Annotated in this window: 13 protein-coding genes; 10 read left to right on the forward strand and 3 right to left on the reverse strand. The window is 68.9% G+C overall.

Features of this window, described 5'->3' with window-relative positions:
* On the reverse strand, positions 1–224 hold a 224-nt coding region (locus ABD154_RS16530), incomplete at its 3' end, for a nuclear transport factor 2-like protein (protein WP_486303279.1).
* A gap of 62 nt (positions 225–286) precedes the next feature.
* On the opposite strand from ABD154_RS16530, the gene ABD154_RS16535 reads away from it, so the two are divergent.
* Positions 287–889 carry a TetR/AcrR family transcriptional regulator gene (locus ABD154_RS16535; RefSeq protein ID WP_198499207.1) on the forward strand — a complete coding sequence of 201 codons (603 nt, stop codon included), beginning with the start codon at positions 287–289 and terminating at the stop codon, positions 887–889.
* A gap of 10 nt (positions 890–899) precedes the next feature.
* Here ABD154_RS16535 and ABD154_RS16540 read toward each other — a convergent pair whose 3' ends face one another.
* Complete coding sequence (locus tag ABD154_RS16540; protein WP_198499206.1) at positions 900–1,523, reverse strand: phosphatase PAP2 family protein; 624 nt, start codon at positions 1,521–1,523, stop codon at positions 900–902.
* Between the two features lie 116 nt (positions 1,524–1,639).
* Positions 1,640–2,491: an HpcH/HpaI aldolase/citrate lyase family protein gene (locus ABD154_RS16545; RefSeq protein ID WP_198499205.1), complete on the reverse strand. Its 852-nt coding sequence runs from the start codon at positions 2,489–2,491 to the stop codon at positions 1,640–1,642.
* Between the two features lie 233 nt (positions 2,492–2,724).
* Between ABD154_RS16545 and ABD154_RS16550 the strand changes: the two genes are divergently transcribed.
* The 9 genes from ABD154_RS16550 (at position 2,725) to ABD154_RS16590 (ending at position 14,088) form a co-directional block, all read left to right on the forward strand.
* Complete coding sequence (locus ABD154_RS16550) at positions 2,725–3,765, forward strand: 3-isopropylmalate dehydrogenase (RefSeq protein WP_198499204.1); 1,041 nt, start codon at positions 2,725–2,727, stop codon at positions 3,763–3,765.
* Between the two features lie 199 nt (positions 3,766–3,964).
* Positions 3,965–5,056 carry a branched-chain amino acid aminotransferase gene (locus ABD154_RS16555; protein ID WP_198499203.1) on the forward strand — a complete coding sequence of 364 codons (1,092 nt, stop codon included), beginning with the start codon at positions 3,965–3,967 and terminating at the stop codon, positions 5,054–5,056.
* A 193-nt stretch (positions 5,057–5,249) separates the two neighbouring features.
* Positions 5,250–6,836 (forward strand): MFS transporter, encoded by a 1,587-nt coding sequence (locus ABD154_RS16560; RefSeq protein WP_198499202.1) that lies wholly within the window; start codon positions 5,250–5,252, stop codon positions 6,834–6,836.
* Between the two features lie 209 nt (positions 6,837–7,045).
* Positions 7,046–8,662, forward strand: a complete 1,617-nt coding sequence (locus ABD154_RS16565; RefSeq protein WP_198499201.1) for an HNH endonuclease — start codon at positions 7,046–7,048, stop codon at positions 8,660–8,662.
* Between the two features lie 181 nt (positions 8,663–8,843).
* Positions 8,844–9,488, forward strand: coding sequence for a GNAT family N-acetyltransferase (locus ABD154_RS16570; protein WP_198499200.1), 645 nt, complete (start codon positions 8,844–8,846; stop codon positions 9,486–9,488).
* A gap of 80 nt (positions 9,489–9,568) precedes the next feature.
* Positions 9,569–11,809 (forward strand): prolyl oligopeptidase family serine peptidase, encoded by a 2,241-nt coding sequence (locus ABD154_RS16575; RefSeq protein ID WP_198499199.1) that lies wholly within the window; start codon positions 9,569–9,571, stop codon positions 11,807–11,809.
* A 49-nt stretch (positions 11,810–11,858) separates the two neighbouring features.
* Positions 11,859–12,938, forward strand: a complete 1,080-nt coding sequence (lplB, locus tag ABD154_RS16580; protein ID WP_198499198.1) for a lipoate-protein ligase small subunit — start codon at positions 11,859–11,861, stop codon at positions 12,936–12,938.
* Positions 12,917–13,657, forward strand: coding sequence for a Type 1 glutamine amidotransferase-like domain-containing protein (locus tag ABD154_RS16585; RefSeq protein WP_198499197.1), 741 nt, complete (start codon positions 12,917–12,919; stop codon positions 13,655–13,657). Before lplB ends, ABD154_RS16585 begins: the two co-directional genes overlap by 22 nt.
* On the forward strand, positions 13,654–14,088 hold the full coding sequence (locus ABD154_RS16590) for a hypothetical protein (RefSeq protein ID WP_198499196.1): 435 nt from the start codon (positions 13,654–13,656) through the stop codon (positions 14,086–14,088). The genes ABD154_RS16585 and ABD154_RS16590 overlap by 4 nt, the downstream gene beginning before the upstream one ends.
* Positions 14,089–14,111: the final 23 nt, after the last annotated feature.

Here is a 14,111-nt window from a genome sequence, read left to right on the forward strand (position 1 = left end):
CTGACGTCGTCGACGGCGAACCGGGCGTCGGGCAGGATGCTCGTCACCCGCTCCCACCAGCGGATCATCGCCTCCCGGGTGGTGCGCCGACCGCCGAGCGCATGGTCGCCGTGGAAGACGTCGACGAAGCGCGGGGCGAGGCTGTCGACCATGGGCATGACCTGACCGCGGCTGATCTGGTCGAAGACCGCGCGGATGCGGGCCCTGACGATGCGCTTGTACATGGGAACCCCTCACCGGCGACCAGGGGTCGTCCGCATCGATTAACGTTACTATTGGTTACACTATGAGCCGAACCGGTCGCCCGCGCAAGAGCGCAACGGAATCCGAGATCGTCAGCGCCCTCACCGATCTCGTCATCGAACGCGGCTACGCGTCCGTCACCGTCGATCTCGTCGTCGAGCGGGCGGGCACGAACAAGCCCGCCTTCTATCGCCGGTTCCGCAATCTCGCCGAGGTGGTGCCGCTCGTGCTCGCCGCCCGCCACGGCACGGACACCGACATCGACACCGGCAGCCTCGCAGGCGACCTCACGGAGGTGCAGGCTCGGCAGCAGCGGCTCTTCACCGACCCCGTCGTCACCCGCGGCTTCGCCGGATGGGCCGCTGACATCGCCGGCGATGTGTCCGGCGCGGCGGCGTTCTTCGACTCCTACCTCTCACCGAGGCGGCAATTCACGCGAGTCATCCTCGCCCGGGCCGTCGACCGCGGAGAGATCGCCCCCGGTGCCGACCCCGACTGGCTCGCCGATCTCCTCACCGGGCCGCTCCTCATGCGCTTGGTCCTCCCGGGCCTGCCGCCGATCGACGACCGCCTCGTCGCGCAGACGGTCAGCGCCGCCCTCGACGTGCTCGGCGCTGCCGGGGCGGGGCGGACGGAGAGGGGCTAGCGGAGAGGGCCTAACGGAGCAGCAGCGGTGAGCGGGTGCGCAGACCGATCCACGTCCACAGGGCATCGGCGAGGATCGCGGCGGTGAGCCCGACGAGGACGCCGGCGATCGTGTCGGTGAGCCAGTGGACCTGGAGTGCGGTGCGCGACCACATCATCGCGAGCACCCAGCCTGCCGCGAGCAGCAGCGACCAGTGGAAGCGGAGCCGCAGGGGATCGGCACGGGTGCTCGTCGCCGCCCGCGTGACGATGAGCGCGAGCCCGAAGGCCAGCGCCGCCGCGCCCATCGAGTGACCGGACGGATAGGAGTAGCCCAGCGACGAGTAGAGCTGATCGCCCGGGCGGGCCCGTTCGACGAGCAGCTTGATGAGCTCGGAGAGGCCGACGCCGAGCAGCATCGTCGTGACGATGACGACAGCGGCACGGAACCGGCGCAGCAGGATGAAGATCGCGGCAGCCAGCGCGGTGCACATCATCGCCCCGTTGCCGCCGCCCACCTCGGCGAGGGTGACCGCGACCCAGTACGGCACCGAATCGAGCGGCACCTTGACGAGGTGGGCCCACCACACATCGAGCGGGGTCGGCCCGGTGTGGGTCAGGCGCAGCCAGAGGCCGAACGCGCCGACGAGGAGCATGGCCGGCAGCACCGACCACAGCGCCCACCGCGGTGTGGGGGCGACTGCGGACGGTGCCTGGGAGGGCAGACGGGGGTTCGGGGCCGGTTGCCCGGCCCCGGGCGCATCGGCGCTGATCAGGCGTTCCAGAGACCGTAGGTGTCGGCGAGCGACGCGATCTTCTTCGCGCGCGCCAGACGCGGCAGGTACGAGCCGTCGGTGATCTCCGTGCCGCCTTCGGCCGCCGCGAGCATCTGGCGGGCCCACGTGCGCTCGTCCTCGCTCGGGCTCATCGCCTCGTTGAGGGCGTTGACCTGGTCGATGTTGAGGACGAGCTTGCCCGTCATGCCCATGTTGTGGGTGACGTCGGCGTCCTCACGCACCTGCTCATCGCTGGCGTCGGCGGCCGAGGGGCCGTCGATCGCGCCGGGCAGCCCGCCCATGCGCGAGGCGATGGTCAGGCGCGACCGGGCGTACGCGAGGGCCATCGGATCACCGGAGAATCCGGTGTCCTTGCGGAAGTCGTTCGTGCCGAAGGCGAGGCGGAAGGTGCCGGGCGCCTCGGCGATCTTCGTCGCGTTCTCGACGCCGCGGGCGGATTCGAGGAGCGCGAGCACGGGCAGGCCGGCCTTCGCGCGCATCGCGGTGTAGGAGACCTGCTCGGGGCGCTCGGTCTCCGGCAGCATGACCCCGCGCAGACCGGGCAGCATGGCGACGGCCGCGAGGTCGTCGTCCCAGAACTCCGACTCCATCTTGTTGATCCGCACCCACGCCGACATGCCGGACTCGAGGGCGCGGACGACGTTGTCGCGGGCCTCGAGCTTCTTGTCCTCGGCCACCGAGGCCTCGAGGTCGAAGATGACAGAATCGGCCTCGGACGCCTGCGCGGGTGCGAACAGAGCCTCCTTCGCCGCATTGACGAGCAGCCACGAGCGGGACAGCTTGGCGGGGAGGGAGGCGGCGCGACGATTGCGGATCGTTTCTGTCAAGGATCGACTTTCTCTCGGAAGCGGTGAGTCGGCGAGTCTGCGGCCGCGGTCGAGTCGCGACGGCTGACCACCATTTTCGTCGGTCGACCAAGGATTTTGTAGCCGCAGACGAAGATTGAGACGTGAAATTGTCCACGTTCGGACCTGTGGGAGGATCGGGAGGCGCCGAGGCGATCTGTTCACATAGTGATATGGGCTGGTTGCATGATGAGATGGGCTCTAGTCTGGCGGGCATGAAGACGTACTCCATAGCGGTCATGCCCGGCGACGGAATCGGCACCGAGGTCGTGCCGGAAGGGCTCAAGGTCCTCCAGCGCGCGATCGAGCTCTCCGGGGAGCCGGTCGCCCTCGAGCTCACCGACTACGAGGTCGGGGCCAAGCGCTGGCACGAGACGGGCGAGACGCTCACCGATGACGAACTCGCGGCCCTGCGCAACCACGATGCGATCTTCTTCGGCGCGTGCGGCGACCCGAGCGTGCCCTCGGGAGTCCTCGAGCGCGGGGTCATCCTCAAGATGCGCTTCGGGCTCGGCCACGCCGTCAACCTCCGTCCCGCGAAGCTCTTCGCCGGCGTCGAGAGTCCCCTCGCCGCCCGTCCCGCGATCGACTTCGTCGTCGTCCGCGAGGGCACGGAGGGCTCGTACACCGGCATGGGCGGCTCCGTGCGCACGGACACCCCGCACGAGGTCGCGACCGAGGTGTCGGTCAACACGTGGTACGGCGTCGAGCGGGCCGTGCGCGATGCCTTCGAGCGGGCGCAGGCCCGGCGGAAGAAGCTCACCTACGTCCACAAGCACAACGTCATGGTCCATGCCGGGCACCTGTGGCGCCGTGTCGTCGAGAAGGTCGGCGAGGAGTTCCCCGAGGTGGCCGTCAACTACGAGCACACCGACGCGTGCACGATCTACATGGTCACCGACCCCGAGCGCTACGACGTCATCGTCACCGACAACCTCTTCGGTGACATCCTCACCGACCTCGCCGCCGCGGTGACCGGGGGCATCGGCCTGGCCGCCTCGGGCAACCTCAACGTCGAGGGCACCGCGCCGAGCCTCTTCGAACCGATCCACGGTTCGGCGCCGGACATCGCCGGCAAGCAGATCGCCGACCCCACCGCGTCGATCCTCTCGGGTGCGCTCATGGCCTCCCACCTCGGACTCGACTCCGTGGCCGCCGCGATCGAGACGGCCGTCGAAGCCGATCTCGCCGAGCGCGACGGCACCCCGCGGACCACCGCCGAGGTGGGTGACGCGATCGCCGCCCGACTGGGGTGAACCGGGCGGCCGGGCCCGCGGGATGGATCGTTCGGGCCCGCCGGGACGGGCCCCGGGCGCCCGCCGGGGACACAGGTCACCTCGTCGCGGAGGGACGCCCCGCCTCGGCGCGGTGGGAGTCGACCCCCGATGGATGACCGGGTCGTCGGATGGACTACCCTGAGACGTGTTACGCCTCACAACTGGGAAAGAAGCTCTGATGACTGAATTCGCCGTCCTCAAGAACATCCAGCCGCAGCCTGAGCTGGTGCGCGAGGACATCAAGAAGGATCCCGGGTTCGGGCAGTACTTCACCGACCACATGGCCCACATCCGGTACACGAACGAGGACGGGTGGCAGGCCCACCAGGTCGAACCCTACGGTCCGATCGTCCTCGACCCGGCGGCCGCGGTCTTCCACTACGCGCAGGAGATCTTCGAGGGCCTCAAGGCCTACCGTCACGCGGACGGCTCGGTGTGGACGTTCCGCCCGGATCGCAATGCCGTGCGCATCAACCGCTCCGCCGAGCGCCTCGCGCTGCCGCAGCTGAGCGAAGAGGACTTCATCAACTCGCTCAAGGCGCTCGTGTCGACGGATGAGGCGTGGGTGCCGACGCCGGGCACCGACGGTGACGAGTCGAGCCTCTACCTGCGTCCGTTCATGATCGCCTCCGAGCGGTTCCTCGGTGTCCGGGCGAGCCACGAGGTCGACTACTACGTCATCGCCTCGCCTGCCGGCCCCTACTTCGCCGGCGGCATCAAGCCGGTGTCGATCTGGCTGTCGAAGAAGCTCAACCGCGCCGGCTCCGGCGGCACGGGCTTCGCGAAGTGCGGCGGCAACTACGCCTCGTCCCTCCTCGCCCAGCAGGAGGCGGCGGACAACGGCTGCCAGCAGGTGCTCTTCACCGATGCCGAGGAGCACAAGTACATCGACGAGCTCGGCGGCATGAACCTCATGCTCGTGACGAAGGACGGCAAGCTGCTCACCCCCGAGCTCAGCGACACGATCCTCGACGGTGTGACCCGGCGGTCCCTGCTCGACCTCGCCCCCGACCTCGGCCTCGAGCCCGTCGAGCGGCCGATCACCATCGAGGAGTGGCGTGAGGGAGCGGAGAACGGCGACATCGTCGAGGCATTCGCGTGCGGCACCGCCGCCGTCATCACGCCGATCGGCAAGCTCGTCTCCGACGAGTTCACGATCGACCACGGCGACGAGCCCGGGGAGAAGACGATGGCGCTGCGCAAGGCGCTGCTCGACATCCAGTACGGTCGCGCCGAGGACAAGAACAACTGGCTCGTGCGGCTCGCGTGAGGAGCTGAGCGCCACCTGCTCTCCGGGGGCGGATCCGGCTCGATGACCATCGTGGTCGCGAGCGGGATCCGCCTCTGTGCATATCAGGTGGGATTGGGTCCGGCACGCGTCGAGCGGGGTATCGCCCTGGCGCATATCCCGCCGCCGGCGCATGTTTTGCGCATCTGTGCGTTAAACGTTGTACTGTGTCCTCGTGACAGCCGCAGCCTCGACCTCGACGCCCACCGCCTCTGACGTCATCGCGAACCTGCCGTGGAAATGGAACACGCAGGGCGCGATCTTCCTCATCGGCGGTCTCGGCTTCATGTTCGACGCCTGGGACGTCGCCCTCAACGGATTCCTCATCCCCCTGCTCAGCGAGCATTGGGACCTGAGCGTCGGCGAGGCGGCATGGATCGCCACGGCCAACCTCATCGGCATGGCCCTCGGTGCCTTCGTCTGGGGCGGCATCGCCGATGTCATCGGCCGCAAGAAGGCATTCACGCTCACGCTCCTCGTCTTCTCGATCTTCACCGTCGCCGGAGCATTCGCGCCCGAGTTCGGGTGGTTCATCGCGTTCCGGTTCCTCGCCGGGTTCGGGCTCGGCGGATGCATCCCCGTCGACTACGCACTCGTCGGCGAGTTCACTCCGAGCAGGCACCGCGGACGCGTCCTCACCGCGATGGACGGCTGGTGGCCGATCGGCGCCTCACTGTGCGCGTTCGTCTCCGCGTGGCTGCTGACCATGGGCGATTGGCGGCTCATCATGCTCGTCATGATCATTCCCGCCCTGCTCACGGTCGCCGTGCGGTTCGGAATCCCCGAATCACCTCTCTATCTCGCCTCAGTCGGGCGCACAGCCGAGGCCGACGCCATCATCGCCAGGCTCGTCGAGCGCACGGGAGCGAACGTCACGACCTGGACGCACGACGTGCCAGCCGCGGTCTCCGCCCGCGACGGCCACGACAGCCTCGGCGAGGGGACCGGGCACCGCACCCAAGCTGATCGCACCCGGACTGACCACACCCGGACTGACGCTGCCGTTCTGCGGGAGGACGCGGCGATCACGCAGGGCAACTCCGCGGGCAGGCAGGGGGATCCTGCGGTCACCCCGGGTGACTCCTCGGGCATGGAAGGGAACTCCGCGGGTCTCATCACCTCCGTCAGTGGTCAGCTGCGGGCTGCCAGCGGTCAGCTCGTTCAGCTGTGGCAGTACTCGGCGAAGACGACGCTGGTGTCGTGGGCGCTCTTCGTCTCCGTCCTCCTTGTCTACTACGCGGCACTGACATGGCTGCCGGGGATCCTCAAGAAGCAGGGACTCGGCGACCAGGCGGCCTTCCTCGTCACCGGTGCGATGACCGCTGTCGGCATCCTCGGTGTCGTCGTCTCTGCGCTCGTCGTCGAGCGGCTCGGGCGCAAACTGGTGCTCGGGGTGACGGCGATCGTCTCGGCAGGTCTCCTCGTGTGCGTGGCCGTCTTCATCGAGGCCTCCGGATCGGAGCTGAGCTTCGCGGCGAAGGCGAGCATCATCGGCTTCGGATTCGTCATCCAGATCGCCATCCCGACGCTCTACACTTACGTCTCCGAGCTCTATCCGACCCGGCTGCGCGGCTCCGGCTTCGGCTGGGCGTCAGCGGCGTCGCGGATCGCCACCGGCATCGCCCCTCTGGTCTTCGGAGCGTTCATGTGGCCTGTGCTCGGTCTCGTCACGACGTTCGCCCTCACCGGGGTGCTCGTTGTCGCCGCCGTTGTGCTCATGGGGTTCCTCGCGCGGGAGACGACGGGGGAGAAGCTCGTCTGAGCCGGGCGTGACTGCCGATTCTGCGGTTGCTCCGGCGCGCCCTTGATTGCTGATGCTGCGACGCGACCGCGACTGTCGGTGCCGCGGCGACTCGGGTGAGAGGGGTGCCGGGCGTCCGACGCCCTGTCGCCCACTCCGTCGTCAGCGGACTGACCTGCGGTGACAGTGTTCGACGGGGTCGTGTCAGGACCGACCTCTAGGGTTGTGTCATGGAGTCGGAGACCGTTTCAGACGTCATCGCGGACATCGTCCGCTGGCGCGAAGCGCTGTCCGCCCTGCCTCCGGCGACGACCGAGCGTGAGGCGATCGAGCGGATCACCGCGCTCGAGGAGCTGACCTCGGCCGCCGCTGCCGCTCAGGCACGCGAGGCCCTCACCTTCGACATGCACCGCCGCAACCGGGAGGCCGAGGACGGTGTGCCCAGCGCACGGCAGGGCAGGGGAGTGGGCGCGGAGATCGGTCTCGCCCGCAAGGTGTCGCGTGCGCGCGGCAGCAAACTCATCGGATTCGCTCGCACCCTGCTCATGGACCTGCCGCACACGTACGCGGCCCTGTCGCAGGGAGAGATCTCGGAGGAGAAGGCTCAAGCCGTCGCGCGGGAGTCCTCCTGGCTGCCACGGGAGAAGAAGCAGGAGCTCGATGAGCAGATGGCCGATCGTCTCGCCGAGGTGGGGGTGGGGCGCCTCAGCAGCGAAGTGCGGATGCTGGCACAGAAGCTCGACCAGGTCGCGGCCGTCGACCACCTCGATCACTGCACGACCGAACGCCGCGTCACCGTCCGACCGGCTCCGGGCAACATGGCCTACCTCACCGCATTCCTGCCGATGCAGCAGGCTGTCGCCGCATTCGCGAATCTCTCGACATCGGCGGCAGCGCGAGTGGGAACCGGTGCATCCGGTGGCAGCACGCAGAGCCAGACGATGGCGGACCTGCTCGTCGAGCGCGTGACCGGGCAGGAGAGCGCCGATGCGGTCCCGCTCGACGTGCTCGTCGTGATGAACGACGAGACGATGTTCGACGCCGGCGACGACCCGGCGTGGCTGCCGGGATTCGGCCCGATTCCGGCCGGTGCGGCACGGTCGCTCATCGCCGAGAACGACGCGGGCGTGTTCCTGCGCAGGCTCTACACTCGGCCCGCCGATGGTCAGCTGGTCGCCATGGATTCGAAGCGCCGGGAGTTCGGGGGCCTGCTGCGCCAGATGGTCCTCGTCCGCGATGACGTGTGCCGGACTCCGTGGTGCGACGCCCTGATCAAACATGCCGACCATGCCACGCCTGTCGCTGATGGCGGAGCCACCACCTGGGACAACGCTTCAGGATTGTGCGCCGCCTGCAATTACACGAAGGAGCTCGCGGGGTGGAGGCACCGAGCCACCGCCGACGAACTCATCGTCACGACGCCGACCGGCCACCGATACACAGTGAGAACCCGCCCGATCGACGGTCGAAGATCGAGCGTCGGACGACAACCGAATGCCCGCGACCCGGGCGGCGAGAGAGAAGCAGGCGAGGCAGAAGCGCGTGGGAGTGAACTCGTCACGTCAGAGGTCTCGGAAGAGGCGAACTCACATGTCATCTGGCAGATCATCGAAGCATTTCCGGTGTCGCCGGAGTCCAGATGGCGCATCACCGGCGAGTTCACCGCGGCACTGACTCGAGGGGACCGGTCTGTCGTGACTCCGCACGATCGAGAACAGTCACCGGGTGGTCAATGCGGGACGTCGGGTCGGCGACGGCGGAGAGCGCCGCGAGCGAGTCGGCGGCCGGGGGAGAGCACGGTCGAGTCTCGGCTGGCCAGAGAGGTCGAGGCACGGACAGGTGCCTGATGACGCGCGGCTGTCGACCGGCAGCCCGATGTCGACCGGCAGCCCGATGTCGACCGGCAGCCCGATGTCAACCGGCAACCCGAAGTCGAATCGCAGCTCCCTGACGATTCTCTCGCCAGACTGCGACATCAGTTTGCCTGGTGTTCAGTGCAATGACTACTCAAGTCGTTAAGGTTGTAGTATGAACGACCTTCCCGGGACCGGGGCACCGACGGCCGCGGACGCAACACTGCCTGTCGAACTCGTGTGGGGGCTTCCCGGCGGCCTCGGCGACACGTGGGAGCCGGTGGCATCGGCCGCCGGCGTGCACGGTGTGCTTCCGCCCCCGGACGAAGTCGGCGAACTCTACGGCGCCGCCGCCGCAGAACCGCCGCTCAACGAGGATCCGAAGTACGCGGCGCACTTCGCGAAGGTCTACGACGCCTCGGTGCGCAAGGGCCAGGTCCTCACCGCCCTCGTTCGCTCGGCCGGCGACGGCAGACTCCGCGCGATCGCCTACGGCCACTTCTGGGCATGGCAGGAGCAGAACTACGAATGGGCCTACGAACTCCGCGACCGCCTCGGCGACGCCGCCCCGACGCTCGAATGGACATTCGCACTCAACCTCCTCGCCCGCGACCCTCGCCTGCGGGCCTCCGGCCTCGGGCGCATCACCCTCGTGACCTGGCTGAGCGCGATCGCCGGCTACGGCTGCTGGCTGCAGACCGATGACATCGACAGCCCCGCGCGCCGCCTCTACGAAAGTCTCGGCTTCACCGCGCTCGGGCACGGACCCCAGGCCCCCAACGGTCGCCCCGGCCTCGTCTTGCACCGCCCACCGCTGTGACCCCGCCGCTGTGACCCATACCACTTCGAGAGACGCGATCTGAGTCGAAAGTCACTCGGCTGAGCTGGCAGGATGGAAGCATGAACAGTGCTTCGCCGGAATCCAGTGTCCAGTCTCCCGAACCCGACGATGAGAACCTCTGGCTCGAGGCCATCGACGGCGATGAACAGCTCGCCTGGGTCCGCGACCAGAACGCTGCCACCCTCGAACACTTCCGCGACGGACTCTTCGACCAGATGTCCGACGAGATCCTCACGGCTCTCGACTCCGACGACCGAATCCCCATGGTCACCAAACGCGGCGACCACTACGTCAACTTCTGGCGCGACAAGGACCACCCGAAGGGCATCTGGCGCCGCACCACCTGGGACAGCTATGCCTCCGAGGACCCGGAGTGGGACGTCCTCCTCGACGTCGACGAACTCGCCCGCACCGAAGACACTCCATGGGTCTGGGCCGGTGCCTCGGTGCTGCGCCCCGACCACACTCGGGCCCTCGTGTCGCTCTCGCCCGACGGCGGCGACGCCCACCGGGTGCGCGAGTTCGACCTCGTGACGAAGACCTTCGTCGCCGACGGCTTCGACATCCCCGCCGCGAAGACCCGTTTCGCGTGGCTCGACGCCGACACGATCCTCGTGGCCACGGACACCGGACCCGACTCGCTGACCACCTCGTCCTACCCCCGCCAGGCTCGCGCCCTGCGCCGCGGGCAGGCGATCGCCGAGGCCCCCATCGTCGCCGAAGTGCCCCGCGACCACGTCGCGATCTTCGTCGGCAGCGACGTCGGCGCCCCGCAGCAGCGGACCCGCGACCGCGCCGTCGTCATCGACGCCATCGACTTCTTCAACTCGACGGCCAGCTTCATCGACCTCGACGACATCAGGGCCGACGGCGGCAGCCTGCCGGCGACCGCCTCGGCGTGGGAGGACGCCTGGATCAGCGTCGACGTTCCGACCGACGTCTCCGTCGGCGTCGACGACGACCACGTGCTCTTCCGGCCGCAGACGGCCTGGGATGCCGGGGACGTCGTCGTTCCCGCCGGCGGCCTCGCCGTCGCCCCCACCGCCGAGGTCAAGGCGGGCACGATCCGACCTCGCGTCATCTTCGCGCCCGACGACCACACCGCCCTGGGATCCTGGGCGAAGACCCGTGACTTCCTCGTCCTCGAACTCCTCCGCGACGTCCAGTCCGAACTCCTCGTCCTCGACCCCGCCGCCGACTTCGCGTCGACGCCGCTGCCGGGAGTGCCCGCGAACCACATGGTCAGCCTCAGCCCCGTCGACCCCGACGACGACGCGACGGCCAACGACTTCTGGCTCGTCAGCACCGGGTTCCTCACCCCGTCGACCCTGTCCTACGGCAGCCTCGGCGGCGCCCGCGACGCGGCAAGCACCAACCCTGACCCGGCAGGCACCGACCGCGACGCGGCAGGCACCGACGGCGCGGACACCGCCGTCATCAAATCCTCGCCCGCGCTCTTCCCCGCCACCGGATTCAGCGTCGAACAGCACTTCGCGACGAGCGCCGACGGGACCCGGATCCCGTACTTCCAGATCGCCGAGGAGGGACTCACCCTCGACGGCGCCAACCCGACCCTCCTCGACGGCTACGGCGGATTCGAAGTCAGCCGCACCCCCGTCTACTCGCCGATCGTCGGCCTCGGCTGGCTGTCGCGGGAGACGACGGGCGACTCGTCGCTGCCGGCGGGCAGGAAGGGCGTCTACGTGCTGGCCAACATCCGCGGCGGCGGAGAGTACGGTCCGGTGTGGCACACCTCGGCGATGCGGGAGAACCGGATGCGCGCCTACGAGGACTTCTCCGCCGTCGCCCGCGACCTCATCGACCGCGGCGTCACCCGCCCGGCGAACCTCGGCTGCGCCGGGGGATCGAACGGCGGCCTCCTCGTCGGGAACATGCTCACGCAGTACCCGGAGCTCTTCGGCGCCGTCTCCTGCGGCGTGCCGCTGCTCGACATGCGCCGCTACACGAAGCTGAGCGCCGGCTACTCGTGGAAGGCCGAATACGGTGACCCCGACGTGCCGGAGGACTGGGAGTTCATCCGCACCTTCTCGCCGTACCACCTCCTCGCCGCCGACGTCGACTATCCGCCGGTCCTCTTCTGGACGGCCACCTCGGATGACCGGGTCGGACCCGTCCAGGCGCGGAAGATGGCCGCCCGCATGCAGGCGATGGACATCCCCGACGTCTGGTTCTTCGAGGACACCGAGGGCGGGCATGCGGCGGCCTCGGACAACAAGCAGGCGGCGTTCGTCCGGGCGCTGAGCTACCGCTTCCTCTGGAGGTCCCTGACCGGACAGTGACCGAGTGACCGGACTGGCCGCCTCACGTGGGGCGGCGTAGCGTGGAACCATGACGAATGAGACCCAGCAGTTCCACGCCGAATACAAGGTGATCGGCGGCAAACTCGTCGTCGCCGACGTCGAGACCGACGGGCAGGTCATCACCGGCCTGCAGATCTCCGGCGACTTCTTCCTCGAACCCGAGGACGCCTACTTCGATCTCGCTCCCGCGCTCATCGGGGCAAGCGTCACCGCCGACAACACGCAGCTGCGCGACCGCCTCGACGCGGCCCTGGCTGCGTACGGGTCCGAACTCGCGATGCACGGCTTCTCCACCGCCGATGTCGCCACCGTCGTGCGCCGCGCCCTCGGCTCGGCCGCGAACTTCACCGACTTCGACTGGCAGCTCATCCGCGGCGACGTCCTGCCCACGCGAGTCAACGTCGCCCTCGACCAGGTCCTCCTCGAAGAGGTCTCCGCCGGTCGCCGGGCGCCGACCCTGCGGTTCTGGGAATGGGACGACACCGCCACCGTCATCGGCGCCTTCCAGTCCTACGCCAACGAGATCCGGCCGGCAGGCGTCGAGAAGTACGGTGTCGAGGTCGTGCGCCGGATCTCCGGCGGCGGGGCGATGTTCATGGAAGGCGGCAACTGCATCACCTACTCGATGTTCGTGCCGCCCTCGCTCGTCGCCGGTCTCGACTACCAGGAGTCCTACGTCTTCCTCGACCAGTGGGTGCTCGCGGCCCTGCAGGGTCTCGGCGTCGACGCGTTCTACAAGCCCATCAACGACATCTCCTCGACGGCCGGGAAGATCGGCGGTGCCGCGCAGAAGCGCCTGCGCGACGGCACGCTGCTCCACCACGCGACGATGAGCTACGACATCGACGCGGACAAGATGGTCGAGATCCTGCGCATCGGCGAGGCGAAGCTCTCGGACAAGGGCGTGGCGAGTGCGAAGAAGCGCGTCGACCCGCTGCGCAGCCAGACGGGGGAGTCCCGCGAGGCCATCATCGACACGATGGCCCGGACCTTCATCGACCGCTACGGCGCCACCGAGGACACGTACACCGAGGCGGAGCTGACCCGCGCGCGCGAGCTCGTCACCGAGAAGTTCGGCACCGAGGCATGGACGCACCGGGTCCCGTGAGCATGCCCGGCACGATCGTCGCCCTCGGCGGGGGCGGGTTCTCGATGTCCGAGACCGGGGAATCGGCGATCGACGACTGGCTGCTCGCGCGGGCCGGGGCGAACCGGCCAGGCCGCCTGCCCGCCGTCTGCTTCATCCCCACCGCCGCCGGCGACAGCCGTGACTACTGTGAGCGCTTCGAGGCGGCCTTCGCAGGCCGGGCGCGCACCCGCGTGCTCTCCCTGTTCGGGCAGAACCCATGGGACTACGCGCACCCGGAGATGCTGCTCGACATGGATCTCGTCTACGTCGGCGGGGGATCGACGGTCAACCTGCTCGCCCTGTGGCGGCGCCACGGCGTCGACACCGTGCTGCGCAGAGCCGCGGCCGACGGTACGATCCTCGCCGGCATCAGTGCGGGCGCGAACTGCTGGTTCGAGGGCTCCTCGACGGACTCGTTCGGTCCGCTCGCCCCGCTGCGCGACGGCCTCGGGTTCCTCGCCGGCAGCGCCTGCCCGCACTTCCACGGAGAGGAGGGCCGCGCCGACTCCTTCCGCACCTGGATCGGCGAAGGTGCACTGCCGGGGCCGGGGTACGGCATCGACGACGGCACGGCACTCGTCTTCGAGGACGGAACGCTCACCTCGGCGCTCACCGAGGAACCGGGCGCCGGAGCCCTCCTCATCGACCGCGCCTCCGAAACCCCCGTGGCGACGACCCGGCTGGGCGGGCCGACATGATCCGGCGGAAGCTCTCACCCGAAGAGCGCTGGGAGCGCAGCCAGCGGCGGGAGGCGATCGCCCTCATCGTCGTTTCGGGAGTCTTCGTCCTCTTCGGCGGAATCCTGGCCCTGACCGGCGAGGTCGTCGCGATCCTCGTCATCCTCTTCTTCTCCGGCTGCCTGCTCGCCGGCATCATGCGCCTGCCGCGGGTGAGTGCGCGCACCGCTCTGCTGGCCTGCATTCTCGGGTGCTTCGGCTTCGCGGCCGCGTGCGCCGGGATCCTCATCCTCGCCCTGACCGGAGTGCCGTTCGATTCCGCGTACCTCTCCCAGCGAACCCTCGCGCTTATCGCCGCGGTCGGCGTCGTGTTCTTCGGCGGGGGCGGCATCCTGCTGGCCGTCCTCGCCTGGCGGAACCGCTCCGGACCGAACGCATCACCGCCTCGGTGACTCTGTAGGATTGTGGCGAACGT

Source organism: Brevibacterium sanguinis (assembly GCF_039528855.1).
In the GTDB taxonomy this organism is placed as follows: domain Bacteria; phylum Actinomycetota; class Actinomycetes; order Actinomycetales; family Brevibacteriaceae; genus Brevibacterium; species Brevibacterium sanguinis.

Coding starts and splice junctions, on each gene's coding strand:
- ABD154_RS16535 (WP_198499207.1), top strand. CDS start 287: ATGAGCCGAACCGGTCGCCCGCGCAAGAGCGCAACGGAATCCGAGATC.
- ABD154_RS16540 (WP_198499206.1), bottom strand. CDS start 1,523: ATGCTCCTCGTCGGCGCGTTCGGCCTCTGGCTGCGCCTGACCCACACC.
- ABD154_RS16550 (WP_198499204.1), top strand. CDS start 2,725: ATGAAGACGTACTCCATAGCGGTCATGCCCGGCGACGGAATCGGCACC.
- ABD154_RS16555 (WP_198499203.1), top strand. CDS start 3,965: ATGACTGAATTCGCCGTCCTCAAGAACATCCAGCCGCAGCCTGAGCTG.
- ABD154_RS16565 (WP_198499201.1), top strand. CDS start 7,046: ATGGAGTCGGAGACCGTTTCAGACGTCATCGCGGACATCGTCCGCTGG.
- ABD154_RS16570 (WP_198499200.1), top strand. CDS start 8,844: ATGAACGACCTTCCCGGGACCGGGGCACCGACGGCCGCGGACGCAACA.
- ABD154_RS16575 (WP_198499199.1), top strand. CDS start 9,569: ATGAACAGTGCTTCGCCGGAATCCAGTGTCCAGTCTCCCGAACCCGAC.
- lplB (WP_198499198.1), top strand. CDS start 11,859: ATGACGAATGAGACCCAGCAGTTCCACGCCGAATACAAGGTGATCGGC.
- ABD154_RS16585 (WP_198499197.1), top strand. CDS start 12,917: ATGGACGCACCGGGTCCCGTGAGCATGCCCGGCACGATCGTCGCCCTC.
- ABD154_RS16590 (WP_198499196.1), top strand. CDS start 13,654: ATGATCCGGCGGAAGCTCTCACCCGAAGAGCGCTGGGAGCGCAGCCAG.